Annotated in this window: 23 protein-coding genes; 14 read left to right on the forward strand and 9 right to left on the reverse strand. The window is 36.6% G+C overall.

What is annotated here, in order from left to right; genetic code table 11:
• Positions 1-61: 61 nt before the first annotated feature.
• The 3 genes from WA249_RS06895 to WA249_RS06905 all read right to left on the reverse strand — a co-directional run bounded on the left by WA249_RS06895 (position 62) and on the right by WA249_RS06905 (position 3,509).
• The gene (locus tag WA249_RS06895) at positions 62-880 is read right to left on the reverse strand and encodes a PhzF family phenazine biosynthesis protein (protein WP_336167337.1); all 819 of its coding nucleotides are present in this window, start codon (positions 878-880) and stop codon (positions 62-64) included.
• Between the two features lie 147 nt (positions 881-1,027).
• Complete coding sequence (locus WA249_RS06900) at positions 1,028-2,419, reverse strand: L-cystine transporter (protein ID WP_336167338.1); 1,392 nt, start codon at positions 2,417-2,419, stop codon at positions 1,028-1,030.
• Positions 2,420-2,627: 208 nt separating this feature from the next.
• Positions 2,628-3,509, reverse strand: a complete 882-nt coding sequence (locus WA249_RS06905) for a LysR family transcriptional regulator (protein ID WP_336167340.1) — start codon at positions 3,507-3,509, stop codon at positions 2,628-2,630.
• Positions 3,510-3,557: 48 nt separating this feature from the next.
• Here WA249_RS06905 and WA249_RS06910 point away from each other — a divergent pair, with 48 nt between their 5' ends.
• Positions 3,558-4,784, forward strand: a complete 1,227-nt coding sequence (locus WA249_RS06910; RefSeq protein WP_336167342.1) for a YbfB/YjiJ family MFS transporter — start codon at positions 3,558-3,560, stop codon at positions 4,782-4,784.
• Positions 4,781-4,906: a hypothetical protein gene (locus WA249_RS06915; RefSeq protein ID WP_017399280.1), complete on the forward strand. Its 126-nt coding sequence runs from the start codon at positions 4,781-4,783 to the stop codon at positions 4,904-4,906. The genes WA249_RS06910 and WA249_RS06915 overlap by 4 nt, the downstream gene beginning before the upstream one ends.
• 45 nt (positions 4,907-4,951) lie before the next feature.
• On the opposite strand, the gene WA249_RS06920 is transcribed toward WA249_RS06915, so the two are convergent.
• Positions 4,952-5,524 (reverse strand): TetR/AcrR family transcriptional regulator, encoded by a 573-nt coding sequence (locus WA249_RS06920; protein ID WP_336167344.1) that lies wholly within the window; start codon positions 5,522-5,524, stop codon positions 4,952-4,954.
• Positions 5,525-6,117: 593 nt separating this feature from the next.
• Positions 6,118-6,753, reverse strand: coding sequence for a hypothetical protein (locus WA249_RS06925; protein ID WP_336167346.1), 636 nt, complete (start codon positions 6,751-6,753; stop codon positions 6,118-6,120).
• A gap of 101 nt (positions 6,754-6,854) precedes the next feature.
• Here WA249_RS06925 and WA249_RS06930 point away from each other — a divergent pair, with 101 nt between their 5' ends.
• From WA249_RS06930 to WA249_RS06960, 7 genes are all read left to right on the forward strand, one after another.
• Positions 6,855-7,055 carry a hypothetical protein gene (locus WA249_RS06930; protein ID WP_336167680.1) on the forward strand — a complete coding sequence of 67 codons (201 nt, stop codon included), beginning with the start codon at positions 6,855-6,857 and terminating at the stop codon, positions 7,053-7,055.
• Positions 7,052-7,549, forward strand: a complete 498-nt coding sequence (locus WA249_RS06935) for a DUF4123 domain-containing protein (RefSeq protein WP_336167349.1) — start codon at positions 7,052-7,054, stop codon at positions 7,547-7,549. The genes WA249_RS06930 and WA249_RS06935 overlap by 4 nt, the downstream gene beginning before the upstream one ends.
• Positions 7,542-7,889 carry a hypothetical protein gene (locus tag WA249_RS06940; protein ID WP_336167351.1) on the forward strand — a complete coding sequence of 116 codons (348 nt, stop codon included), beginning with the start codon at positions 7,542-7,544 and terminating at the stop codon, positions 7,887-7,889. Before WA249_RS06935 ends, WA249_RS06940 begins: the two co-directional genes overlap by 8 nt.
• A gap of 1 nt (position 7,890) precedes the next feature.
• Positions 7,891-8,526, forward strand: a complete 636-nt coding sequence (locus tag WA249_RS06945; protein WP_336167353.1) for a Tox-REase-5 domain-containing protein — start codon at positions 7,891-7,893, stop codon at positions 8,524-8,526.
• 15 nt (positions 8,527-8,541) lie between these two features.
• Complete coding sequence (locus tag WA249_RS06950; RefSeq protein WP_336167354.1) at positions 8,542-9,228, forward strand: hypothetical protein; 687 nt, start codon at positions 8,542-8,544, stop codon at positions 9,226-9,228.
• 141 nt (positions 9,229-9,369) lie between these two features.
• Entirely contained in the window at positions 9,370-10,059 is a 690-nt protein-coding gene (locus WA249_RS06955) for a hypothetical protein (RefSeq protein WP_336167356.1), read from the forward strand.
• A 130-nt stretch (positions 10,060-10,189) separates the two neighbouring features.
• The gene (locus WA249_RS06960; protein WP_336167358.1) at positions 10,190-10,876 is read left to right on the forward strand and encodes a hypothetical protein; all 687 of its coding nucleotides are present in this window, start codon (positions 10,190-10,192) and stop codon (positions 10,874-10,876) included.
• A 58-nt stretch (positions 10,877-10,934) separates the two neighbouring features.
• Here the strand turns inward: WA249_RS06960 and WA249_RS06965 are convergent, their stop codons facing one another.
• Together WA249_RS06965 and icd are read right to left on the reverse strand one after the other, a co-directional pair.
• Positions 10,935-11,516 (reverse strand): hypothetical protein, encoded by a 582-nt coding sequence (locus WA249_RS06965; RefSeq protein ID WP_336167360.1) that lies wholly within the window; start codon positions 11,514-11,516, stop codon positions 10,935-10,937.
• 452 nt (positions 11,517-11,968) lie between these two features.
• Entirely contained in the window at positions 11,969-13,225 is a 1,257-nt protein-coding gene (gene icd, locus WA249_RS06970; protein WP_336167362.1) for an NADP-dependent isocitrate dehydrogenase, read from the reverse strand.
• 196 nt (positions 13,226-13,421) lie between these two features.
• Here icd and WA249_RS06975 point away from each other — a divergent pair, with 196 nt between their 5' ends.
• Complete coding sequence (locus WA249_RS06975) at positions 13,422-14,210, forward strand: rRNA large subunit pseudouridine synthase E (RefSeq protein WP_003650388.1); 789 nt, start codon at positions 13,422-13,424, stop codon at positions 14,208-14,210.
• A 117-nt stretch (positions 14,211-14,327) separates the two neighbouring features.
• On the opposite strand, the gene WA249_RS06980 is transcribed toward WA249_RS06975, so the two are convergent.
• Entirely contained in the window at positions 14,328-16,565 is a 2,238-nt protein-coding gene (locus WA249_RS06980; protein ID WP_336167366.1) for an NADP-dependent isocitrate dehydrogenase, read from the reverse strand.
• Positions 16,566-16,963: 398 nt separating this feature from the next.
• Positions 16,964-18,667 (reverse strand): M61 family metallopeptidase, encoded by a 1,704-nt coding sequence (locus WA249_RS06985; protein WP_336167368.1) that lies wholly within the window; start codon positions 18,665-18,667, stop codon positions 16,964-16,966.
• Between the two features lie 170 nt (positions 18,668-18,837).
• On the opposite strand from WA249_RS06985, the gene WA249_RS06990 reads away from it, so the two are divergent.
• The 4 genes from WA249_RS06990 (at position 18,838) to WA249_RS07005 (ending at position 23,720) form a co-directional block, all read left to right on the forward strand.
• Entirely contained in the window at positions 18,838-20,157 is a 1,320-nt protein-coding gene (locus WA249_RS06990; RefSeq protein WP_336167370.1) for a D-alanyl-D-alanine carboxypeptidase PBP6B, read from the forward strand.
• Between the two features lie 98 nt (positions 20,158-20,255).
• Complete coding sequence (locus tag WA249_RS06995; RefSeq protein WP_336167372.1) at positions 20,256-21,542, forward strand: NAD(P)/FAD-dependent oxidoreductase; 1,287 nt, start codon at positions 20,256-20,258, stop codon at positions 21,540-21,542.
• A gap of 135 nt (positions 21,543-21,677) precedes the next feature.
• Positions 21,678-22,160, forward strand: coding sequence for an FKBP-type peptidyl-prolyl cis-trans isomerase (locus tag WA249_RS07000; RefSeq protein ID WP_016137410.1), 483 nt, complete (start codon positions 21,678-21,680; stop codon positions 22,158-22,160).
• A 117-nt stretch (positions 22,161-22,277) separates the two neighbouring features.
• Complete coding sequence (locus WA249_RS07005; RefSeq protein WP_336167375.1) at positions 22,278-23,720, forward strand: cryptochrome/photolyase family protein; 1,443 nt, start codon at positions 22,278-22,280, stop codon at positions 23,718-23,720.
• Positions 23,721-23,839: the final 119 nt, after the last annotated feature.

Raw genomic sequence — 23,839 nt, forward strand, 5'->3', positions numbered from 1 at the left:
TAAGCTGACATTAATAGTAAAGTTTTGAAAAAAAAGCCGTTTATTTAAACGGCCTTATATTTTAAAGAAAAATTTCAGCTTGCATATAAAGTTTCCCATATCCTGAAATTTCAATACGTTCCGTCGACAAAATATTGCAATATAAAATGCCTCCACGGCCAGAAGCTTGATAAGCCAAAATATTATTTTTCCTAAGCTTTTCTGCCCATAACGGTGCTATTGCGGTATGAATTGAACCTGTAACAGGGTCTTCATCAATGCCCGCGACAGGTGCAAAATAGCGAGAGACGCAATCGTATTGCTGGTCTGTTTTTGATGTTATTGCAACATCCATATCATTTGCTGTAACAGCAGTACGTAACTTACCTAAAGTTTTGAGCAAATTCATGTCTGGCTGTTCATCTAATACATCTTGAACTGACTCATATTCAACAATATAGCCCTGAATATTTTGATAAACAGCTTTAAAAGGTTTGCTTAAAGCTTCACGTAAAACAGCTGGATAATCTTCAACTTGATGAGCTTTACGAATTGGAAAATCCATTCTAATTTTGCCATCTTCATCTTGATGAACTATAAAAAGACCTAAGTTTCGTACATGAAAATTAATGGTCTTTTTTTCGGTAAAATCTTTAAATATTACAAAAGCACTGGCAAGGGTGGCATGCCCACAAAAATCGACTTCAACTGTTGGAGTAAACCAACGAATTTCATAGTTTTCAGAGTCTATAATTTTTACAAAAGCAGTTTCAGACAAGTTATTTTCAAATGCTATCTTCTGCATTAAATCTGCATCTAGCCATTCTTTTTCAACAACCACAGCGGCAGGATTTCCACGAAATAACTCTTTTGTAAAAGCATCGACTTGATACATTTTCATGATATTCAACTCTTTTAAATTAATTCATTGTCTTCAATTTTTTTAAATATAAACAGACACAGATTTTAAAAAATTAGCATTACAGCCATTATTCACACATAAAAAAACGACCCAACCTAGTTAGATTGAGTCGTCTCTTACAGTTTATTAATGATGTGTTAGTTCAATTTCATCTTCACTGTTTAATATGTCTTTATCTGTCTGGCCCATTAATTGACTGGTAACAACACCCGCAGTCATTGAACCATTTACGTTTAACGCAGTACGTCCCATATCAATGAGTGGTTCAATTGAAATAAGAAGCGCAACCAAAGTTACAGGTAAGCCCATCGCAGGAAGAACAATCAGCGCAGCAAAAGTCGCACCACCACCTACTCCAGCCACACCAATTGAACTTAAAGTCACAATACCAACTAACGATGCAATCCACATTGGATCTAGCGTGTTAATTCCCATGGTAGGCGCAACCATTACCGCTAGCATTGCTGGATATAAACCCGCACAACCATTTTGACCAATGGTCGCACCAAAAGAAGCAGAGAAACTTGCAATAGATTCAGGAATACCTAAACGACGAGTTTGCGCTTCAATGCTCAGTGGAATGCTGGCAGCACTTGAGCGGCTGGTAAATGCGAAAGTCAGAACAGGAGCAACTTTTTTGAAGAACTTAACTGGAGAAACACCTGTAAGGGTCAAAATAATGGCATGCACGACAAACATGATGGCTAAACCTAAATAAGATGCCACCAAGAAACCGCCTAGATTTAAGATATCTGCGACGTTCGAACTTGCCACAACTTTGGTCATGAGGGCAAAAACACCATAAGGTGTAAGCGTCATCACTAAACGAACAAGCTTCATTACCCAAGACTGTAACGTCTGAATTGCAGTCAGAATACGCTGGCCTTTCTCTGCATCATCTTTCATTAGATTAAGCGCTGCTATCCCTAAAAAAACAGCAAAAATAACTACACTAATAATTGAAGTTGGGTTTGCACCCGTTAATTCAGCAAATGGATTACTTGGAATAAAGGAAAGAATAAATTGCGGTACACTTAAATCAGTAACTTTGCCGACATAATCTGTATTAATGGCAGTTAAGCGTGCAGTTTCAGCAGCGCCTTGCACTAAACCCTTCGCCGTTAAGCCAAATAGGTTAGTAACAAATACACCTACGAGTGCAGCAATCAGCGTTGTAAATAGTAAAGTACCGATCGTATAAAAACTGATTTTGCCTAAAGATGAGGCTTGGTGTAATTTTGCAACCGCTCCCAAAATAGACACAAATACCAAAGGCATAACGACCATTTGTAAAAGTTTTACATAGCCGTTTCCAACGATATTAAACCAGCTAATAGATTCAGCAAGAATCGGATGGCCACCGCCATAAATCAAATGTAGTCCTAAACCAAACACCACACCTAGAACTAAGCCAGCCAGAACTTTTTTCGATAAGCTCCAGTCTGTTTTACGTGTTTGGGCGAGTAAAAATATTAACCCGACAAAAACCACAATATTGATGATTAAGGGTATATTCATTCCCAAACTCCAAATTATTGCTTGTGTCATCTTTTAAGGGGGCATATTTGACCATAGCCGGTCTATATAAACTACCCTTTTCAACAATTTTATAGCATCAAGATGATTACAAACTTGCGTGAGAATATAAAATGACTTTTAAATACATATATATCACTTTTAATTTATAAATTAAGTGAGATATTTATGCATAAAAAATAGCCTCTACTTAAGCAACCTTTAATTCAAATTGTTGCTCAATAAAATGAATAAATTGCTTTAAATTGGTTCCCCATGTTTCTGGTAACTGAGCAACTAAATATGTAGTAAAAAAAGCAGACTCCGTATTTAAGTCAAAACAATTGACTGAAACTTTATCTGCAACTTTTGTGAGATATGATTTCGGTAATAAAGCAAAACCAACACCCAACTCTACACAGCTCACGATACCGTCAAGGCTTCCCATTTCCATAATTTGCGAAGGTGGAATACTAAAGTCATTCAAGAAAAGCTCTATGGCATGTCGATATGAACAACCTTGTCGAAATGCAATAAATCTGGTCTTTGCAAGGGTTGCCTTGTCTGGAAAACTCTGTTGTTGCTTAGGGCAAACCAAAACCAGCTCTTCATGCCATACAGGAAAACTATATAACTCAGGAATTAAATGTTTAGATGCCACAAAAGCACAGTCCAATTCCCCCTGATGCACCGCATTTAATAAATAACGGGTCGGATGAGTCTGAAGCTCAATAGGCAAAGTAGGATATTGCTGCATAGATTGATTGAGCAACTGTGGCAAACGTATTGCTGCGGTCGTTTCCATGCTGCCCAAGCGAATGGTTTCATTCGGGTCAATATCACCTTCTTGAAAGATCTTTTTAGCTTTGTTATGCAGTGCAGTCATTTGAACAGCGTAACTATGTAGCTGTTGTCCGGCATTCGTTAAAGTCACAGGATTATTACGATTGAATAAAATAACCCCTAACTCTTCTTCAAGTTTTTTTATATGGCTCGTGATATTCGATTGAACCGTATACATTTTTTGTGCAGCCAATGAAAAACTTCCACTCTCTGCAACCGCTAAAAAAAACTCTAGAGACTTAAGCAACATTTCACTATCTCAAAATAAGATAATTACTATCATATTAAATCATTTTTAATGATTGATAAACTCGCTTTTAATAATAAAAAAATTGAGCATCTTCTCATGTCTACGTTTTATCGAATGAGCTTAATTGTCTTTTTGGCAACTTGTTTGGGAATTGGTGTTTTTAGATTTTCCTATACTGCGCTTATGCCCATCATGATCGAGCAGTACCACTGGACCCATGATTTTGCCAGTTATTTAGGCAGCGCAAATTTATTGGGATATCTCATAGGTGCCTTATTAGCGCTATTGAGTATTAAAGAAAAGTACATTCCATCCATGATCGTACTTTCAACTATAGCTGGCAGCCTCAGCCTACTATGCTGTTCATTCATGGATATGCCTTTGGTGTGGTTCATTTTCTGGCGCACCATTTCAGGTATTGCAGGCGGCTTACTTATGATTCTAGCGCCTAGCTTTGCCATGAAATACATTCCCACCACGCAAAGATTAAAAGTTAACTTTTTAGGATTTAGCGGAATTGGTATGGGTGTGTTATCTGCCACCATTATTATTCCCCTACTTAAAAATATGCCCGTGCATTATGTTTGGGATATTTTTGCAGGTATTTCTCTATTAGGAAGCTTAACTCTTTATCGCTTATTAAGTAGCAATACTGCCCAGATGATTAAGCCACCATCTACTACTCTACCAGCCTCACAAAAATCACGTTTAGGCCTTGTCATTATTATTGCCTATATGTGTAGTGCCTTTGCCTATATTCCACATTCTTTGTTTTGGATGGATTATTTATCTGGAACTCTGCATTTCCCCTTACAGCAAAGGAATTTATTTTGGGTTCTCTACGGAGTGGGAAGCTGCATTGGTGCATTTGTCGCTTATTGCTTAAGCCGAATAGTGGGATATATACAGGCCATTAAATGGCTCTATGGCATTTACTGCCTAGCCGTTGTTTTACCTTTCCTTTCACAGACCACTTCTTTACTCGCCTTGTCTTCACTTTTGACAGGCTTACTGACTCCCGCAACCGTATTTATTAGTTCTTATAGTCTGCTACAGATTTATGAACAACGTTACCAAAAGCTTTGGAGTCTTGCCACCATTGGGTTTGCTAGCACTCAGCTTTTAGGTGGGGTGGTCATTAGTACTTTGCATCATTTGCATTGGTCTTATGCCCATCTCTTTCTTTTGGGTGGAATCGTTCTTCTTTTTGCGGTTTGCCTTTTATTTCCTGTACGCCCTTCTTTCACCTCAACTCTCGGAGAAACCAAATCGTGAAAACTCTGCTCTTTCCTTTATTTCTAGTTGCTTTCGTTCTTGTTATCCAAGCCCTAGACCAGAGTTATCAAAAGAAAATTGGCTTTATTAAAACTCCGAAACATCCTGAATTTATGCAATAAAAAAAGCCCCCCGATATGTCAGGGGTTTTCTCATTTAATTAATACTCAAGCCTTAATATGATCTGCAAAAACTGTCAGAAGATAATAATCAAACAGACTCTCTCTATCATCAATATAATTAGGGCTTAACAACTGAGTCATGGCACCATCTATAATAAATAAAAATAGATGTGCTTCTTGATAAGTCACGGTTTTTTTATATGTAGACATGAGCTGATAAATCGTATTTACAAACCATGTTCTATATTTTTTCACGACTTCATAAGCAATTGGATAGGCTAATTTAATCTCTATAATGGCTTTAAAAATTAAATGATATGAGCTTCTCACATCTACATGTAAATAGAAAATTTTCTTAAGCTTATCAATTAAGCTTAAGTTTCCCGCCTGTTCTAAAATAAACTCTATTTTCTCCATTAACTGGTTTTTATGTACAACCAAACATATTTCAACCAGTTTTTCTTTAGATTCAAAATATTGATACAAAGTCATTTTAGCTACTTTTGATTCTCTAACAATCGTATCAACACCAACGTTAGTAAAACCATGCTCACCAAACAACAAACTAGAAGTTTCAAGCAACTTTCTTGCTTTCCCACCTACTTTTAAATCAAGCATAAATTATTATTCCAATCATTGTTATTTTAAAGTTCAAGATATAATTTTTAAAATATATACAGCTTATAAAATAAAGGCATAAAAAACACCTTCAAGATTATATTATCAAACATATCTCGAATATAAATACTAAATGTAATTTTTAAACGCAATAACCTAAAAATTAAAACCTTTAAAAGATTAAAAATTTAAAGAAAATAATAAACCTGAAGAGGAATAGGTATTTTGGTCAAGGCGACCAATAAACGAATTTTTAAGAACATGACAACCTCCAATACTCACAATTGGATTCTGCCAAGATATAAATTATGGTGGCAGAACGGAAGAAGGTTGACGGACTAGCATATAGTCAAACTAGCACACCCGAAGGTGTCCCTCTCCCGTCCTACCGCTACGGGAGGGAACGGGTGGCACACCACACAAAACAATTCCTCAGATGAAGAAAGCTCTGATGCGGGACTATATTAGCAGACCGTCAAGACTGCCTGACAATGTGTGTCAGGATTGCAAGAATAATATTTGGTTAAACGGCTGTCAATAAACTATACATATTAAATGTAAAAAAATTAGACAGTAAATAAATACTTAATAATCTAAATATTTGGAAATTCGCCGTATATATATTGATCTTTGGTTTGAAAAAACACGTCAAAACTCTGGCTCACAAGGAAATCTTGCTGACTTTTCTTTTTAAAGATAGGGGCTAAATGTTCAATATAATAATTAACCCATTCATCATTATTTTTAAAAAATGACCTATCTTTTAAACCACCATATAACTCCTTTAAATTCATACTTATAATTTCGATCTTTGGATCAAACATCCAAACGGTTATATCCATTTTATCGGCCGCAGTTACTTGGTATTTCTCATTTTGATCGAACGATTCAACCCTATAAAGTTGAGCGCCATTCTCGGTATATGTCGAATACATCAGTTTAGTATGAGCTACTTGATAATACTCTGTACCTATTTCAAACTCTCTTAATTTCCTAGAAATATCTAAACAATCTGCAAAATAATGATGGGGTAATTTTTTAAAATTATTAAATAATCTAACTGCATTACTAATTACATAATATTCACCTGTACCTGTAACAATGCCATTTTCCCATGAATGAATTTTAGAAATATTTTCTTTTGAAAAAGTTAAAGTATCATCTTCTAAAATAGTAGCTGTTTTATTATCAGATGCAACGATAATGCTATCGTTAAGTTGTATTGCCACAATAAAAGTCATAATTTTGTAGAATAAAATATAATTAAATAATATAATTATTTTGATTATAAGTTAATTTTAAATCTTTTTAATAAAATAATAGGTAAATTATGGCTGGTGGTTCCCAGATTATTATCAATAAAAATGGTATTACCATTATTACGCCTTCAAAGTTTGAAGTTAAAGCGGGTCAGCATCTTTTTAAGTCTGGCGAGCAAGTAAAAATGCTCAACCATGCACTCCCCCAACCCATCTGTGTTGAATGCCTGATGAAAGCGGCAAAACAAGGCGTAGGGATTGTAAGAAGATGAGTTTTAATAACCAGAATTTAGCGAGTTTTATTGCCAATCATCATAAAGATAGCCAATTATTTTTGCTTGTCGATGGCGCTCAAATCGACCACGACCAGTTATCAAGCATTGAACAAACTTATGGCAATTGCATCTATTTATTTAAAGGCACTTATGAAGAAGAAGCCTACACCTATGGCCCAATTTTGTTTGAGTTAAATCTGCTAAACCCAGAACACATTGAAAACCACATTCAGCTTATGAAGTCGAAAGATTCTATGATCTTGATTAAAAGTCAGCTTGATACTCAAAGACTGAAAAACAAATTGCTTGAAAAACTCTATATAGAGCTTGAGGACGGCGGCATCGGCATACTTCGATACTACGACCCACGTGTTTTAAACCGCCTGACCCTTATTTTTAGCCCAGAGCAAAAACAACAACTGTTAGAGGGTTTTGAGTCTATTTATTTTGCGCTTAACCAAAAAAGCTATGAGCTAAAAAACTATGATTAAGTTAGACCCAAAGCAAATAGAAAGTTTAGAAAAAGTCCAAGACAGACAAGAGCTATGCGAAAAAATTTATAGCTACCTGTTGGAACATAAAACCTCTTTTAGTGCCTATCAGGTCAATTATGACCAGCTAAAAGCAGACATTTATGCAAGCTTTGATTTGTTGGTCTCACTAGTTTTGACAGACAACGAAGTGATTTCACAGCTCATTGTGTGGAACACGATTATGAGAAAAGGTGTTCTTAATGATCATGGCATTCAAGACTTTGTTAGAGGCTCAAATGCGCGTGGCAAAGACCTGTTATCGACATTGGAATATTACGAATTGAAGAAGGATAACTAACATGTGGGGAATCGTGTTACGTGGACTCGCCACCGCTGGCGCAAGAGTTGCAGCCCCTGCTGCGGGTGAAGTGATTGGCGTACAAGGTGGCAGAGTCATTGCGACCGAAACAGCCAAAGGCATGGCGACCATTGTGTTAGCCAAAGAAGTCGCCAAAGACATCACCCAGCAACAACGCTGTAATAAATGCGAGCCTTATCAAAGAGGCAATAAACATCAATTAGAGCGTCCAATGGGTAATGAAATTAACACCCAATATCAGCTTAAAATCGCCAATTTATCGAGCTTTCCTTTAACCTTTAAAGCTTCACCACCATTCATTAAAGCAGGAAATAAAAAGGCAACGACCATAATTCAAGAATGGAATGTTGCTGGTGTTTCGTTTGATGGTTTATGGCCGATGGAATGTATTCTGGTCGAAGCAAAAGGACGGTATGCGCAGTTCTTGCAAGGCAAACCTGATTTTTTGAAAAAAAATATTTTTGATAAAATGCGAAATGAAGCAATAAGCCAAAAAACTGTTAAAGATAGTTTCAAAACTGCAAAGCTTTCTTGGTATTTTTATGAACAGGAAACAAAAATACATTTTGATCGATTCACGCGAAACATCGTTAATACAATTTTTATGCCTTTATGATAATAGGATTTTAAAATGAGAGAATTTTTTCTTAGCACACGTATTTCTAAAGTCCTTGGTAATTCTGACCATGAAATTGACGAACAGATAGAAAAAGTTGAACAAATAATTACTGAGCTTTCTGTAATCGATCCTATTTTTGAGAATTGGTACATAAATAATCCTGTTGGTTCTAAGCCCCCTTATGATTACCCTTTCCCTTCTGAAAAAGCCCATAACTACCTTTTAAACCTTAGAAAAAAAGATATAAATTCTAGTTTTCTCTTGTGGAATGGATCCTTAGAGTCTGAAAACTTTGCTGGATTTATGTTCGACCGAACAGGATTGGTAATGGACTTTAAAAAGGCTTTAAACTTAGATCAAATGATTCAACTGTTTAAAGCTATTTTGAAATATCCGAAGTGTGAATATGTTTATATTAATACTGATTTCTTTAATGAGATAAATATTTATCCTCATAGAGCTGAAACGACTTCTATTTGTTATGTTCCTGTTGAGGTTGCAGCTGATTACCTACCGCATCTTTTTAAAAAGATCGAAATTGAAAATGAATATAACAAAGGCACTATTCTTGTTTTTGCTGAAAATTGGTCAGATGAAACTGACGAATTAAAGAAAATCGTTCAAGAGAACTCCATTGCGCTCATTGAGCTAGGCGTTATTCCTGAAGCAGGATTACCAGATGGCTTTTTTAATGAGTAATCCATAAATATAGTGATAGCTGGGGTACAAAGCGTACCCCTGTTTTTATAGAAAAATAACAACAAAGAATTCCCTACCATGAGATGAGCAAGTTTCATTCATCACAACAATTTTTATGTCTTTATAAAGTAGGATAGTTAAATGAGCGAGTTTGTTCTTAGTACACGTCTACCTAAAGTGTTAGGTACGTCTACTTCAGATATTGAAACCCAATTAAAAATACTAGACAAAATAGTTAAAGAAATTTCTGTTATTGATCCTATTTTTGCTCATTGGTATATCAATAATTATGATGAGACAGCACCCAAAGCGCCTTTGGTTTATACGATCCCTTCAGATAAAGGTTATAAATATCTCTTTGATAAGAAAAGTGCTGACAAATTTGAAAGCTTTTCATTATGGAATGGCATAGAAGAAAATATTGATTTTGCCAGTATAAATTTGAGGAACATAGGCTTCATAATGGAATTTGAAAAGATCTTAACTGCCGATCAAATTGTTCAAATTTTTGAAGTACTTTTAAAATATCTTAAAATTGACTATTTATATGTAAATTATGAATTTTTTAGAGATATTAATGTGTTTGAACATCGTTTACCTACGACCTCAATTTGCTATGTCTCTTTAAATGTTGCCGTGGACTATTTGCCTCATCTTTATAAAAAGGTGGATGTAGATAACCAATATAACAAAGGTACTATTCTGGTGTTTGATGAAAACTGGGCCGATGAAACCGAAGAATTAAAGAAAATAGTTCAGGAAAATTCTATTGCTTTAATAGAGGTTGGTGCAATACCCGAAGCCCTGATACCTGATTCTTTTTTTGAATAAACAATAGATATATGGGGTACAAAACGTGCCCCCCCTGTTTCATCGAAAATAAAAGCAAAAAATAATCGTTAGATAAACCAATATCACTTATCACAACAATTTTATGCCTTTATAAAAATAGGATTTTTAAATGACTCAATTTTTTTTAAGTACTCGTATATCAAAAATTTTAGGTACATCTGATCATGAAATTATAGATCAATTAGAAAAGGTTGAGCAGATTATCAATGAGCTTTCAGATATAGACCCGATTTTTAAAAATTGGTATGTTAACAATGCTACAAGTTCAAAACCACCATTAGACTATCCATTCCCTTCTGAAAAGGCGAAAAATTACTTATTTAAACTTAGAAAAACTAACTTAGATTCAAGCTTTTTATTATGGAATGGTTTACAAGAAGACAAACAGTTTACTAGCTTCCGCTTTGATAGATTGGGCTTAATTTTTTCATTTAGTAAAGTTTTAAAAACTGAACAAATGATCCAGCTTTTTACAGTTTTACTTAAATATCCTAAATATGATTATGTATACCTTAATACTGATTTTTTTAGTGATATAAGCGTATTCCCTCATCGACGTGAAATCACTTCTATTTGTTATGTATCTGTAAAAATTGAAGATAACTATTTACCTCATCTTTACCAAAAAATTGAAGTTGAGAATAATTTGAATCAAGGCACTATATTAGTATTTGATGAAAATTGGGCAGATGAAACAGACGAATTAAAGAAATTAGTTCAAGAGAACTCGATTGCCCTCATTGAGTTGGGAGTTATTCCTGAAGCGGGTTTACCAGACGGATTTTTTAATGAGTAATTAAAAAGGCCCCTTTAAGGGCCTTTTTTAGTAAAACTATAAATTTACTAAAGTTTAGTTAGTCTTTTAAGGAATAACCATTAATGCTCTTATCGTATTGCGATCCACATGCCTCACCATATTGATTTTGGCAGCCCTGCTGTTTATGTTGGAATGTTTTTGTTCCCATGCAGTATGCATATCTATCAACGCCACGATCGAACTTGCCTTTCAGATCTGCACAAAGTTCTTCACGAGCTTTTTGGTTTTCTTGTTGTTTTCTACCACCAATCTGTTCCATAGTCTCGAATTCAAATTTGATTTTATTATTTTTGTCAGTAATGGTATTTGGGGAAAAATCATAAGAACTAAATAATTTCTTATCTATTTTACTTTGGGCACAACCATTTACTCCAAAAGCTGGAGCCATAATGTTATGCATAACTTGCTCTTGTGAAATTGTATGATGAGAGGAAGTATCATATTCAAAAAATTTAGTCGTATAACCTTCTTTATCTTTTGTACCACTTTGATTTGAAGAAGGTTTGAAACCTATCTCTTTAGCACATTGATCTATCGCATTATGAGCTTCATTTGCTGAAGCAGCCGCACTAAACGTTAAGCATAATGTACTTAGGAGAATACCTGTTAAAAACTTCATTAAATTTTTCCTTTGTTAATTATTAAAAGTGTATGTGTCTCTTGTTTTAGTAGAACTCTGTATTTACTTAGAATTAACTGACTCAGGCAATTGGGAGAGTTAGCAATATATACAGAAGGTTCTGTATTAAGCGTAATGATGTGGAAAAATTCTATCAAGACAGAATATGACAAAATAAATTCTAAAAATAATGAGAAATAAATAGTCTTTCTCTATCGTCCTCATTGGGCATTTGCAAAGAAATTTGTTAAAGATCATTTAAATGAATTAATGGCATAAACCTCATAGCAACTACTATTTTAAGTCTTACCAAGAATGCCTAGCTGATAAAAAATGTCATATTATGACTATGTAGAGTGTTATTTTCTGATCTATATTCAATAACAATCTATAAAAAATACTTCTAAATAATAAAAAGCCCTCAACCGAGGGCTTTCTTATGCAAAATTTATTTAATCTTCCATGTGTTTGATAATCGCATTACCAAATTCAGAACAACGTAACAAGGTTGCACCCGGCATTAGGCGTTCAAAATCGTAAGTTACGGTTTTAGCTGCAATCGCTCCAGCAATTCCTTTAATGATCAGGTCAGCAGCTTCTGTCCAGCCCATATCACGTAGCATCATTTCCGCAGACAAAATAATAGAACCCGGGTTTACTTTATCTTGACCAGCATATTTAGGTGCAGTGCCATGAGTTGCTTCATAAACTGCAATTGCACCACCAATATTTGCACCCGGTGCAATACCAATACCGCCTACTTCTGCTGCCAGCGCATCGGAAATATAGTCCCCATTTAAATTAAGGGTTGCAATAACAGAGTAATCAGCTGGACGCATTAGGATCTGTTGTAAAAACGCATCTGCAATTACATCTTTAATAATGATGTCTTTACCAGTTCTTGGGTTTTTAATTTTAACCCATGGACCGCCATCAATCAGTTCACCGCCAAAACGATCGAGCGCCAATTCATAGCCCCACTCCTTGAATGCCCCTTCGGTGTATTTCATAATATTGCCCTTGTGAACAAGGGTTACCGAAGGCTTGTCATTTTCAATTGCAAACTGAATGGCTTTACGGACTAAACGCTGTGAACCTTCTTTCGATACAGGTTTAATTCCAATACCACAGCCTTCTGGGAAACGGATTTTTGTGACACCCATTTCTTCTTGAAGAAACTTAATCACTTTTTTAGCTTCTTCAGAATCGGCTTTCCATTCAATGCCTGCATAGATATCTTCCGAGTTCTCACGGAAAATCACCATATCCGTTAATTCTGGGTGCTGAACAGGTGAAGGAACACCTTTAAACCAACGCACTGGACGTACGCAAACATATAAATCTAATTCTTGGCGTAAGGCAACGTTGAGTGAACGAATACCTCCACCCACTGGAGTCGTTAACGGACCTTTGATTGATACAACGAATTCACGAAGTGCTTCGAAAGTTTCTTCCGGCATGTAGTTGCCATAAATTTTATTGGCTTTTTCGCCACAATACACTTCCATCCATTCGATCGAGCGTTTGCCACCGTAAGCTTTTAAAATAGCAGCATCTACGACTGCTTTCATGGTTGGAGTAATATCTACACCAATACCATCACCCTCAATAAAAGGAATAATTGGATGATTTGGTACGTTCAGTGACAGGTCCGCATTTACTTTGATTTTGTCGCCATCTGCAGGAACCACAATCTTCTGATAACCCATTGTGTGAATTCTCCCTTTTATAATACTTAATTAACTAAAAATAATTATCGATACACAATACTTTCAACTCTTCTTAACGCATAATAGCTTAATTGAATTTAATCATTTTTGGGATTTATATGAGAAATAATAAAATTTCTCACTTAAATAAACCTCAATGTTTTCTCTAGTTATTTGAAAGAAGAAGCCATTTTTTATGAAAATTGTCATTCTCAACAAGCCTTATGACGTTCTCTCCCAGTTTCGTAAAGACGAAGCGCATATGACCGTCTCTGACTTTGTTGATGACCCGACTTTGCGTTTGGCAGGCCGTCTTGACATGGACTCTGAGGGTTTAGTTTTTTTAACCGATCATGGTGGTCTGAATCAGTTCATTACCAATCCTGCGAATAAAAAATACAAAACGTATTTAGTTCAAGTTGATGGTGATGTAACTGAAGAAGCGCTTGAGCAGCTTCGTAAAGGTGTAGAACTGAATGATGGTATGACGCTTCCTGCTACCGCCATTAAAGTAAGTGAACCAGAATGGTTATGGGAACGTAACCCACCTGTACGTTTTCGTGCAAATATTCCAACATCTTGGATTGAAATTTCAATTTGCGAAGGTCGTAACCGTCAAGTTCGTCGTATGACTTCTGCGGTAGGTTTTCCAACTTTACGTTTAATTCGTACTAAAATTGGTTCAATTGATTTAGTTCAACTCGGTTTAAAACCTGGTGATGTTAAAGAAATTGAGCCTTTGCTTTACCCTGACTTTAAAGATGTACCTGCTGAAGAGCCTTATCGTTCACGTTCATACGTGAAAAAACCAGGTGGCACTGGTGGTAAACCAATGGTTCGTAAAAACAAAGATGGTTCTACGAAGAAGTCGGGTACAAAACGTATCTGGCAGATGGATGAAGGTGAAAAACCACGTCGTAAAACGAATGGTACAACTCGTCCAAATGCTAAAGCACCACGTGGTCGTGGCCGCAATGATCGATAAGATTTAAATTTTCAAAGCTCACTTCGGTGGGCTTTTTTAAAGCCATTTATTTTTATAAAAATAAAAAAGCCGATGTTTATACACCGGCTTTTGAGCTATTCACTAACGAGTTAGTAATTAAGCACCAACAGTTGCAAGAGCTGCATTAAATGTAGCACTTGGACGCATTACAGCATCTACTTTTGCTTTATCAATTGCATAGTAACCACCGATGTCAGCTGGTTTACCTTGTACTTGAGCAAGTTCAGCAACAATTTTCGGTTCTTCTTGAGCTAAAGTTTTTGCAAGTGAAGCAAATTTAGCTTTTAACTCAGCATCTTCGTTCTGTGCAGCAAGTGCTTCTGCCCAGTAAAGTGACAAGTAGAAATGGCTACCACGGTTGTCAATCTCACCTGTACGGCGTGATGGAGACTTACCATTATCAAGTAACTTGTCAGTCGCTTCATCAAGAGTCTTCGCAAGTAACTTAGCACGAGCATTATTTTCTTTAATGCCCATTTCTTCTAAAGAAGCTGCTAGAGCAAGGAACTCACCAAGCGAATCCCAACGTAAGTGGTTTTCTTCAACAAGCTGTTGTACGTGTTTTGGCGCTGAACCACCTGCACCAGTCTCGTACATACCACCACCCGCCATAAGCGGAACGATAGATAACATTTTCGCAGAAGTACCAAGTTCCATAATTGGGAACAAGTCAGTTAAGTAATCACGTAAGATGTTACCAGTCACAGAAATAGTGTCTAGACCACGTACTACACGCTCAAGTGTGTAACGCATTGCACGAACTTGAGACATAATCTGGATATCAAGGCCAGTCGTGTCATGATCTTTTAAATACGTTTGTACTTTCTTGATCAATTCATTTTCGTGTGGACGGTACGGGTCAAGCCAGAAGATCGCAGGCATGCCTGAGTTACGTGCACGAGTTACTGCAAGTTTTACCCAGTCACGAATCGGAGCATCTTTAACCTGACACATACGCCAGATATCGCCTTGTTCAACATTTTGAGTCAATAACACTTCACCAGTGTCAAGATCGGTAATGTTTGCAATACCAGCTTCTGAAATTTCAAAAGTCTTGTCGTGAGAACCGTATTCTTCAGCTTTTTGAGCCATCAAACCAACGTTCGGTACAGTACCCATAGTCTTCGGATCGAAGTTACCATGCCACTTACAGAAGTTGATCATTTCTTGGTAAATACGAGCAAATGTTGATTCTGGCATAACAGCTTTAGCATCATATTGCTTACCATCAGCACCCCACATTTTACCACCAGCACGGATCATAGCTGGCATAGAAGCGTCAACGATGATGTCGTTTGGTGAATGGAAGTTAGTGATGCCTTTTGCCGAGTCAACCATTGCAAGCGCAGGACGGTGTTCTTGACAAGCATGTAAGTCTTCAATGATTTCTTCACGTAATGACGTTGGAAGAGTTTCGATTTTCTCGTATAACCCAGCCATACCGTTATTGACGTTAATACCTAATTCGTCAAATAACTTACCGTGTTTTTCGAAAGCTTCTTTGTAGTAAATTTTCACACAGTGACCGAAAACGATCGGATGTGAAACTTTCATCATTGTCGCTTTTACGTGTAGAGAGAATAAAATTCCCGCTTCTTTACAATCATCAAGTTCTTTTTCATAGAAATCACAAAGTGCTTTCTTGCTCATGAACATTGAATCAATGATTTCGCCGTCTTGAAGCGCAACTTTTGGCTTAAGAACAATGCTCTTACCACTGGTCGTGATAAGTTCCATTTTCACATTACGTGCACGGTCAAGAGTCATTGATTTTTCACCATGGTAGAAGTCACCTTCTTCCATATGTGAAACATGAGTTTGTGACCACTGTTTCCACTCGCTCATTGAATGAGGGTGTTTTTTTGCGTAATTTTTAACTGCTGCTGGAGCACGACGGTCAGAGTTACCTTCACGAAGGACAGGGTTTACTGCTGAACCAAGGCACTTACCATAACGAGCTTTGATTGATTTTTCTTCTTCAGTTGCAGGATTTTCCGGATAATCAGGAATTGCATAACCTTTTGATTGAAGCTCTTTGATACATGCAGTTAATTGCGCAACAGACGCACTGATATTCGGGAGTTTGATAATGTTAGTATCTGGATCTTGTGTAAGACGACCAAGCTCTGCAAGGTTGTCGGATACCTTTTGCTCTTCACTTAGGTATTCAGCGAATTCTGCGAGCACACGTGCAGCTACAGAGATGTCACTTTTAATAATCTCGATGCCAGCTGGCTTAGTAAAGGTCTCAATGATCGGCAGTAGCGAATAGGTCGCCAATAGTGGCGCCTCGTCAGTCAGTGTGTAAATAATAGTTGACTTTTCACCAGCCATATATAGCCCCTTCCGTTTGATTGAGTGTTGAGGACCGAGCTTTTGGCCCAGTGCCTACGAACCGATATGCTTAAATAAAACCCTGAGAGTATCGGCTCTCATTGCCTTCCAGTCAACGAAATATCCAGTGATAACGACATTTCGTAGCGAAATAATACATAATTCAAATATATAGATAATTTTCTGATATCTAAGTCATTGTAATACGCACATTCAGATCACTTTTCAGGCATTAAACATCATTAAATTACATGAGATATCTTTCAGTGTTCTGACAATTATTATACTTTTCATTCAAAATAAACTCAAAGGCAAAACAGATTTCGCCATCTGGAAGTACTTAAAAGTAAAAACCGATGTGCAAAACATCGGTTTTTTATAAACTATTTAGCTTTAATCTAAGCTTTTAACCATTTTTCAGTTTTAGCTTGATCTTCAACGATGAGTTCAACTTCAGTTAAATCAGATGTAGCAAAATCAACTTCAAAAGATATTAACTCATCACGACGGAAAGCAAAGACAGTATAAGTGCCCCCCTGTTTTGCATACTTCTCGATAAGCTTAGTGGATGCTTTTAAACCATCAATTGCAATAATCACATCATTGGCAGAAATACCTGCTTTAGCTCCAGCGCTCTCACGGCGGGCACTTTGCACAAGTACACCTTCGGGCTTATCGGCAAGTTTTAAGCCTAATGGCAAAGATTTGTCGGTTTTAACTCGATAGCTTAAGCCAAACTCAGGAAGCAATTGATCAAGCGGTAATTCATCAGTCGTATTAATCAGATGATTAATTTGTTCAATCCAACTATCACCCGTCAGTTCTTTACATAAATCAAAAATGGTTCTTTCGTTTACTTGCATACCATTTTGAGTATTTTCATATAATCGACGCATTAAAGCATCAAGACTAGAACCACGTAGACGTAAACCTAAATCAAGGCACAACGCAACTAAAGCACCCTTATTGTAGTAACTAGTACCCGCGTTATTTGAGTTTTCATCTTGACGATAAAATTTAATCCAAGCATCAAAACTTGATTCAGCCACTGTTTGAACAAAACGGCCTGGGTTTTGTAAATAGCGATCAATTTGTGTTTTGAGTAAATCAAGATAAGACTTCTGAGAAATTACGCCACTACGCAATAAAATCAGGTCGTCATAATATGAAGTAAAGCCTTCAAATATCCAAAGTAAAGAGGTGTAGCCTTCTTGGTGCAAATTATAATTTGCAAAGTTTTCTGGACGGATAAACTTTACTAACCATGAATGAAAATATTCATGACTACATAAGCCTAAAAAGCGTTGATAATCTTTAGAAGGTTCAGTTGGTTCATTCGATTTTGGAAAATCGTCACGCGGTGTAATCAGACTTGTACTATTACAATGCTCTAATCCACCATACGTACTCCCTGTTGCCATCGTCATGAAGGTATAGTTCTTAAATGGTGCAGAACCAAACATATTTATTTCAGCTGCACAAATCTTTTCAATGTCAGCTTTTAAGCGATCAACATTGGCATTATGAGGGCCAGAAATTACAAACTCATGTTCAATGCCATGTGTTTCAAAACCAAAGCGCGTTTGATCAGCCAGTTCAAATGGACTATCAATCAGTTGATCATAATGATCGGCTTTTAAAGTAAAGCGACCTTTAACTAGACTTTTTGAAGCCAAGCCCGTTGCTAACTGAAAATGCTTTAATTCATCTGGTAAGAAAACTTCGATTTCACACGCAGACTGTTCTTGGCCTTCTAAAGCCAAACACACACACGCCGGATTAATATATAGGCGGGTCTGATCGACATATGCACCACGTACAGACAAATCATATGCATACACATCATATTCAATTGTCATTAATTCGTGATCTGTATTAAATAAACGCCAACGATTCTTGCTCGTTTTTTTAATATCCAACATACGTCCAGCTTCATCGTAAGCTTTAACGGATTCAATATGTTTTGAGAACTCTCGAATTAGATAACTACCCGGAATCCACGTTGGCAACCAAAGTTCCTGATTCGGATTGGCTAAAAAACGAATTGTTACGTGAACAAGGTGCTGTTTGTAATCATCGAATTCGATTTGATAATGCAACATAAATTCTTCAATTTAAAATTAGAACGGTTTCACATTAGATTATCACTTTTTTGTATCGACTTGCGTAGATGTATTTTTTGGCAACAATTCCTACTAGCCTTCCACTAAAAAAAGGCATAGCATGCTGTGCATCTGTGTCCCGTATTTGCCAGTAAAAGTTAAGGTCATCCGTGAAATTTTTTCTATCTCTTTTTACCCTCTTCAGTATTTTCTGCACTACCCTAACCAATGCTGCGTTACTCAATATTGCACCTGAAAGTGTTGAAGCCGCTGCATGGACTATTGTAGATACTCAATCGGGTCAAATCATTGCCGAGCACAATAGCCATGTGCAACGCGCACCAGCATCTTTAACCAAAATGATGGTTGCCTATATTGCTTTAAAAGAGATTAAAGCTGGAAAGCTGAAAAAAGAAGAAATCATTACTGCAACACCGGTGGTAAGTGTCGTGCAGTGGGATGAATCACAAATGTATCTTAAAGCTGGTGAACAAATTTCAGTTGATCAGTTATTGGCAGGTTTAATTGTTATGTCTGCGAATGATGCAGCCGTGACTTTAGCTGAAAAAATTTCTGGTGATGTTCCTCACTTTGTGCAACGTATGAATCAGGAAGCGCAAGCTTTGGGTATGAAAGATACTCATTTTAGTAATCCTCCCGGAATTACGATGCCTGATCATTACACTACGGCTCATGATTTAAGCTTATTAGGTCAGGCTGTAATTAAAGAAACGCCTGAATATTTGCATTATTCAAAAATGCCAAGCTTTAGCTATAACCAACGTTTTCACCATGCGACTAACCTCGCTTTGAAATATGACCCATCTGTTGACGGTCTAAAAACGGGTTACACTAAAGCAGCGGGTTATAATTTGGCATTAACAGCTTCACGCCCATCATTTTCATCTGACTTAGCTCAAAGACGTTTATTGGTCATTGTTTTAGGCACACCGAGTGCAGTAAAACGTGCTGAGATTGCAGATAAATTAATGAATCTTGCTTATACTTATACGCGTGATGAAGTGATTATTCCTGAGCAAAAATTAATTGCCGAGCTGCCTGTTGTAAAGTCGACATTAAAGATGTTTAAGGTAGCAACAAAGCAACCTACGATTGTAACGACTTCTTTGTATGCTGACCCAGCACCAATTGACTTAAATAATTTTGATAATGTCACTCAGCGCGTTCAAGTACTAGATAGTAACCTGCAACCAAAGGTTATTGCTCCACTCGAAAAGACTCAAACACGTGTAAACATTGAACTCAATGAAAAACAGTTAACTGCCCCATTAATGAAAGTCATGAGTTTGGCAACAGTATCTATTTATCAAAACAACCAGCTTATCCGTAGTCTTCAAATTGAAGATAAGGTACATATTGAAGAAGCCAACATTTTCCAAAAAATCGCAATGTGGTTTTCTAGCCTCTTCTCTATTTTTTCATCGAGTGAACATAGTGCCGCAAAACTCTACCCTGTAGATTCGCACTAAAAACATCAAATTGTGCACAGATGCACAATAAATTTTATAAAAAAAAGATGGCATAATTCAGCCATCTTTTTTTATAGAAAAATAATTAGGTGATAAAAATGGCCCAAAATTTACATCATATTGTAATTGTCGGTGGTGGCGCTGGTGGTTTAGAGCTTGCCACACAACTCGGTGAAACTTTTGGGAAAAGTGGTAAAGCTAAGATTACATTAATCGATCAAAACCTAACGCATATCTGGAAACCCCTACTTCATGAAATTGCTGCTGGTTCTTTAAATCCCCACGAAGAACAAACTAACTATTTTGCCCATGCAGAAAAACATCATTACGAATTTGTGCTCGGAACATTAGTTGGAGTTCATAAAGATAAAAAGTTAATTGAGTTAATTCCTCCTCAAGTTTCTAAGGATCAACAGACTCATCCGCAAGAACTAAGTTATGACACGCTTATTTTAGCGCTTGGTTCAGTATCAAATGACTTTAATACCACGGGTGTACGTGAAAACTGTCATTTCCTCGACAGCAGAAAGCAAGCCGATGTTTTCCAGCAAGATTTATTACATCTTTATATTGAAGCTCAAAATCAGCCAAATCAGCGGACTTTAAATATTGGAATCGTTGGTGCAGGTGCAACTGGTGTAGAACTTGCTGCGGAGCTTATTGAAACTACCAAAAACTTTTATAAATATGGCTTAAAAAAGATTCATCCCAATCAAGTTAAAATTACGCTTATTGAAGCCTCTGAGCGTATTCTACCTGCTCTAACTGATAAAACTGCCGAACACAGTGCCGAGCAACTCAGAAAAATGGGCGTTGAAATTTTAACTCAACATCGCGTTGAAAAAATTGATGAACATTGCATCTATTTTAGTAATGGTAGCCAATTAAAAAGCGATATTACGGTATGGGCCGCGGGTGTAAAAGCACCTAAAGTACTAGAAAATTTTACTGATTTTAAACGCGATAACATTAACCGTTTAATGGTCTATGCAACTTTGCAAACCTATTCCGATCCAAATGTATTTGCCTTTGGTGACTGTGCTCATTGCCAACTTGATGCAAGACACCCGCCACTTGGCCCACGTGCTCAAGTTGCAAGCCAACAAGCGAGCTTTTTAGTCGATGCTATAGCTGCTCGATTAAACAATCGTTCACAACCTATGTTCACGTTTAACGACAAAGGTTCGCTCGTGTCTTTAAGTCGTAATAAAGCCGTTGGAGAATTACTTGGTGATGTGAGTGTACAAGGCTATATTGCAAAAACCATGTACGTATCTTTGTATCGTTTACATCAAGCAACGATTCATGGATACACTCAAGCTGGACTACTCACAATGAAAGATTTACTTACAAGACGTGTACGTCCAAAAATTAAGCTGTATTAAGTTGAATTTTTTAAGTTCATCCCTATTTATATAAAAACGCATCAGAAAAAGTGACAAAGATTAAGATTTTGTAGTCTACAAAATTTATTTTTCACTTTATGATGTACGCTTTAATTGATTGAATGGATCAAAAACATGACTGCTATTGCAAATAACCACGTGGTTTCATTCCACTACAAATTAACAAACGCTGAGGGTGAAACACTTGATCAATCTCAAGGTGAACCACTTGCCTATTTGCACGGTGCAGGCAATATCATTCCTGGTCTAGAAAATGCATTAGCAGGTAAAACTGTTGGTGAAAAATTCACTGTTAATGTACCAGCAGCTGAAGGTTATGGCGAATACAACCCAGACCTAGTACAAGAAGTTCCAGCTCAAATGTTCCAAGGTGTTGAAAACATTCAACCTGGTATGCAATTCCAAGCTCAAACAGATGACGGCGTTCAGATCGTAACTGTTAAAGCTGTTGAAGGCGACAACATTGTTGTTGATGCTAACTTCCCACTTGCTGGTCAAGATTTAACTTTTGAAGTTGAAATCGTAGAAATCCGTGAAGCTTCTGAAGAAGAATTAGATCACGGTCACGTACACGGTGCAGGTGGTCACCACCACTAATTCATCTTTAAAGATGATAAGAGCAAAGCTTCGGCTTTGCTTTTTTTATGTATTTATTTTTATATAATATCTTGATAATAAACCTCTAACTCACTCAACTTTATAAGGGTATCTTTCATGTCAAACGTAAATCAGCTTATTTGGTTTCGTCAGGATTTGAGAGTTCGGGATCATGCTGCATTATGGCATGCTTGCCAACAAGGACCTTCAATTGGGTTAGTTATTTTGTCGCCTGAGCAATGGAAAATACATCACGATGCACCTATAAAAATTAATTTCTATTTACGTCAGCTTCAACAACTTAAAAAAGAATTAGAACAGCTTAATATTCCACTTATTATTCAAGTGATTCCTTACTGGAAAGATATTGCAGATTATATTTGCGAACTCACACATCAACTTCATATCGAAAATGTTTACTCAAATATAGAAGTAGGCGTGAATGAGTTGAAAAGAGATAAAACTGTACAACAGACTTTAAACCAGCAGAGTAAAGAACTTTTTTTATTTCATGACCGTACGATTTTTCCTTTACGCTCCATTCGCAACCAGTCACAGCAGCCCTATCAGGTTTTCGGTGCATTCAAAAAAGCATGTTATTCGAAACTAGATATAAGCGGTTTGCCTCAGTGCTATCCAATTCCTAAAAAGCAGAAAGCCAATCCAGAGTCTTTTTCAAATATAAAAAGTTTAAGTCTAGATGATATCAAAGCTTTTTTTGACTCATCTATTTCTAAAGACCAACAAGATTTATGGCCTACCGGAGAAGATTTTGCTCTGGAGCAGCTCGATTTATTTATTGAAGATCATTTATCTCATTATAAATTAGAACGTGACTTTCCAAATGTAAAAGGAACCAGCCAACTTTCTCCCTACTTAAATCTTGGAATTTTGTCTATTCGTCAATGTTTACAAGCCCTTTTCCGAGCTCAACATGGGAACTTTCATCTGGCAAACGAAGGTCAGCAGACTTGGTTAGATGAACTGCTTTGGCGAGAGTTTTATCAGCATATTTTATTTGATTTTCCACATGTTTCTAAACACATTCCGTTTAAAAAAGATACTCAGAAAATTAAGTGGAATCATAATCCAGAGCACCTAATCGCATGGCAAACTGGCCAAACAGGTATACCGATTATTGATGCGGGCATGCGTCAGCTACAAAAAACAGGATGGATGCATAATCGAGTCCGCATGATTACCGCTATGTTTTTGTGTAAAAACTTACTCATCGATTGGCGAGTTGGTGAACAATGGTTCATGGAGCACTTAATCGATGGTGATTTAGCAGCAAATAACGGTGGATGGCAATGGTGTGCATCGACAGGAACTGATGCTGTACCCTATTTCCGAATTTTTAACCCTATTGCTCAATCTAAGAAATTTGATCCAAACGGAGACTACATTCGTCAATGGGTGGATGAATTAGCTCATCTAGACAATAAAATGATTCATGAACCCTACTCAGCTAAAACTAATCTTCAATTGAATTATCCAAAACCGATAGTTGATTTAAAGGAAACTCGGATTAAAGCAATTGAAACATTCAAGAGTATTTAGATAAGAGTTGCGTCTTATCTGTTTATTTTTAATTAAAAATAATAACAATATTTGACTATAGTGTGACTTTACTCTAAAAATAATACCAAAGGGATTTATAAAAGGACAAACACAACAAT

Origin of the sequence: Acinetobacter sp. 161(2023) (assembly GCF_037027805.1) — a bacterium.
Lineage (GTDB): Bacteria > Pseudomonadota > Gammaproteobacteria > Pseudomonadales > Moraxellaceae > Acinetobacter.

Excerpts from the sequence above, each read along its gene's own strand:
- WA249_RS06950 (WP_336167354.1), top strand. The coding sequence starts at position 8,542 with ATGAGAGAATTTTTTCTTAGCACACGTATTTCTAAAGTCCTTGGTAAT.
- WA249_RS06920 (WP_336167344.1), bottom strand. The coding sequence starts at position 5,524 with ATGCTTGATTTAAAAGTAGGTGGGAAAGCAAGAAAGTTGCTTGAAACT.
- WA249_RS07000 (WP_016137410.1), top strand. The coding sequence starts at position 21,678 with ATGACTGCTATTGCAAATAACCACGTGGTTTCATTCCACTACAAATTA.
- WA249_RS06955 (WP_336167356.1), top strand. The coding sequence starts at position 9,370 with ATGAGCGAGTTTGTTCTTAGTACACGTCTACCTAAAGTGTTAGGTACG.
- WA249_RS06935 (WP_336167349.1), top strand. The coding sequence starts at position 7,052 with ATGAGTTTTAATAACCAGAATTTAGCGAGTTTTATTGCCAATCATCAT.
- WA249_RS06910 (WP_336167342.1), top strand. The coding sequence starts at position 3,558 with ATGATTGATAAACTCGCTTTTAATAATAAAAAAATTGAGCATCTTCTC.
- WA249_RS06960 (WP_336167358.1), top strand. The coding sequence starts at position 10,190 with ATGACTCAATTTTTTTTAAGTACTCGTATATCAAAAATTTTAGGTACA.
- WA249_RS06895 (WP_336167337.1), bottom strand. The coding sequence starts at position 880 with ATGAAAATGTATCAAGTCGATGCTTTTACAAAAGAGTTATTTCGTGGA.
- WA249_RS06945 (WP_336167353.1), top strand. The coding sequence starts at position 7,891 with ATGTGGGGAATCGTGTTACGTGGACTCGCCACCGCTGGCGCAAGAGTT.
- WA249_RS06930 (WP_336167680.1), top strand. The coding sequence starts at position 6,855 with ATGGCTGGTGGTTCCCAGATTATTATCAATAAAAATGGTATTACCATT.
- icd (WP_336167362.1), bottom strand. The coding sequence starts at position 13,225 with ATGGGTTATCAGAAGATTGTGGTTCCTGCAGATGGCGACAAAATCAAA.
- WA249_RS07005 (WP_336167375.1), top strand. The coding sequence starts at position 22,278 with ATGTCAAACGTAAATCAGCTTATTTGGTTTCGTCAGGATTTGAGAGTT.
- WA249_RS06995 (WP_336167372.1), top strand. The coding sequence starts at position 20,256 with ATGGCCCAAAATTTACATCATATTGTAATTGTCGGTGGTGGCGCTGGT.
- WA249_RS06940 (WP_336167351.1), top strand. The coding sequence starts at position 7,542 with ATGATTAAGTTAGACCCAAAGCAAATAGAAAGTTTAGAAAAAGTCCAA.
- WA249_RS06905 (WP_336167340.1), bottom strand. The coding sequence starts at position 3,509 with ATGTTGCTTAAGTCTCTAGAGTTTTTTTTAGCGGTTGCAGAGAGTGGA.
- WA249_RS06975 (WP_003650388.1), top strand. The coding sequence starts at position 13,422 with ATGAAAATTGTCATTCTCAACAAGCCTTATGACGTTCTCTCCCAGTTT.
- WA249_RS06900 (WP_336167338.1), bottom strand. The coding sequence starts at position 2,419 with ATGAATATACCCTTAATCATCAATATTGTGGTTTTTGTCGGGTTAATA.
- WA249_RS06980 (WP_336167366.1), bottom strand. The coding sequence starts at position 16,565 with ATGGCTGGTGAAAAGTCAACTATTATTTACACACTGACTGACGAGGCG.
- WA249_RS06965 (WP_336167360.1), bottom strand. The coding sequence starts at position 11,516 with ATGAAGTTTTTAACAGGTATTCTCCTAAGTACATTATGCTTAACGTTT.
- WA249_RS06985 (WP_336167368.1), bottom strand. The coding sequence starts at position 18,667 with ATGTTGCATTATCAAATCGAATTCGATGATTACAAACAGCACCTTGTT.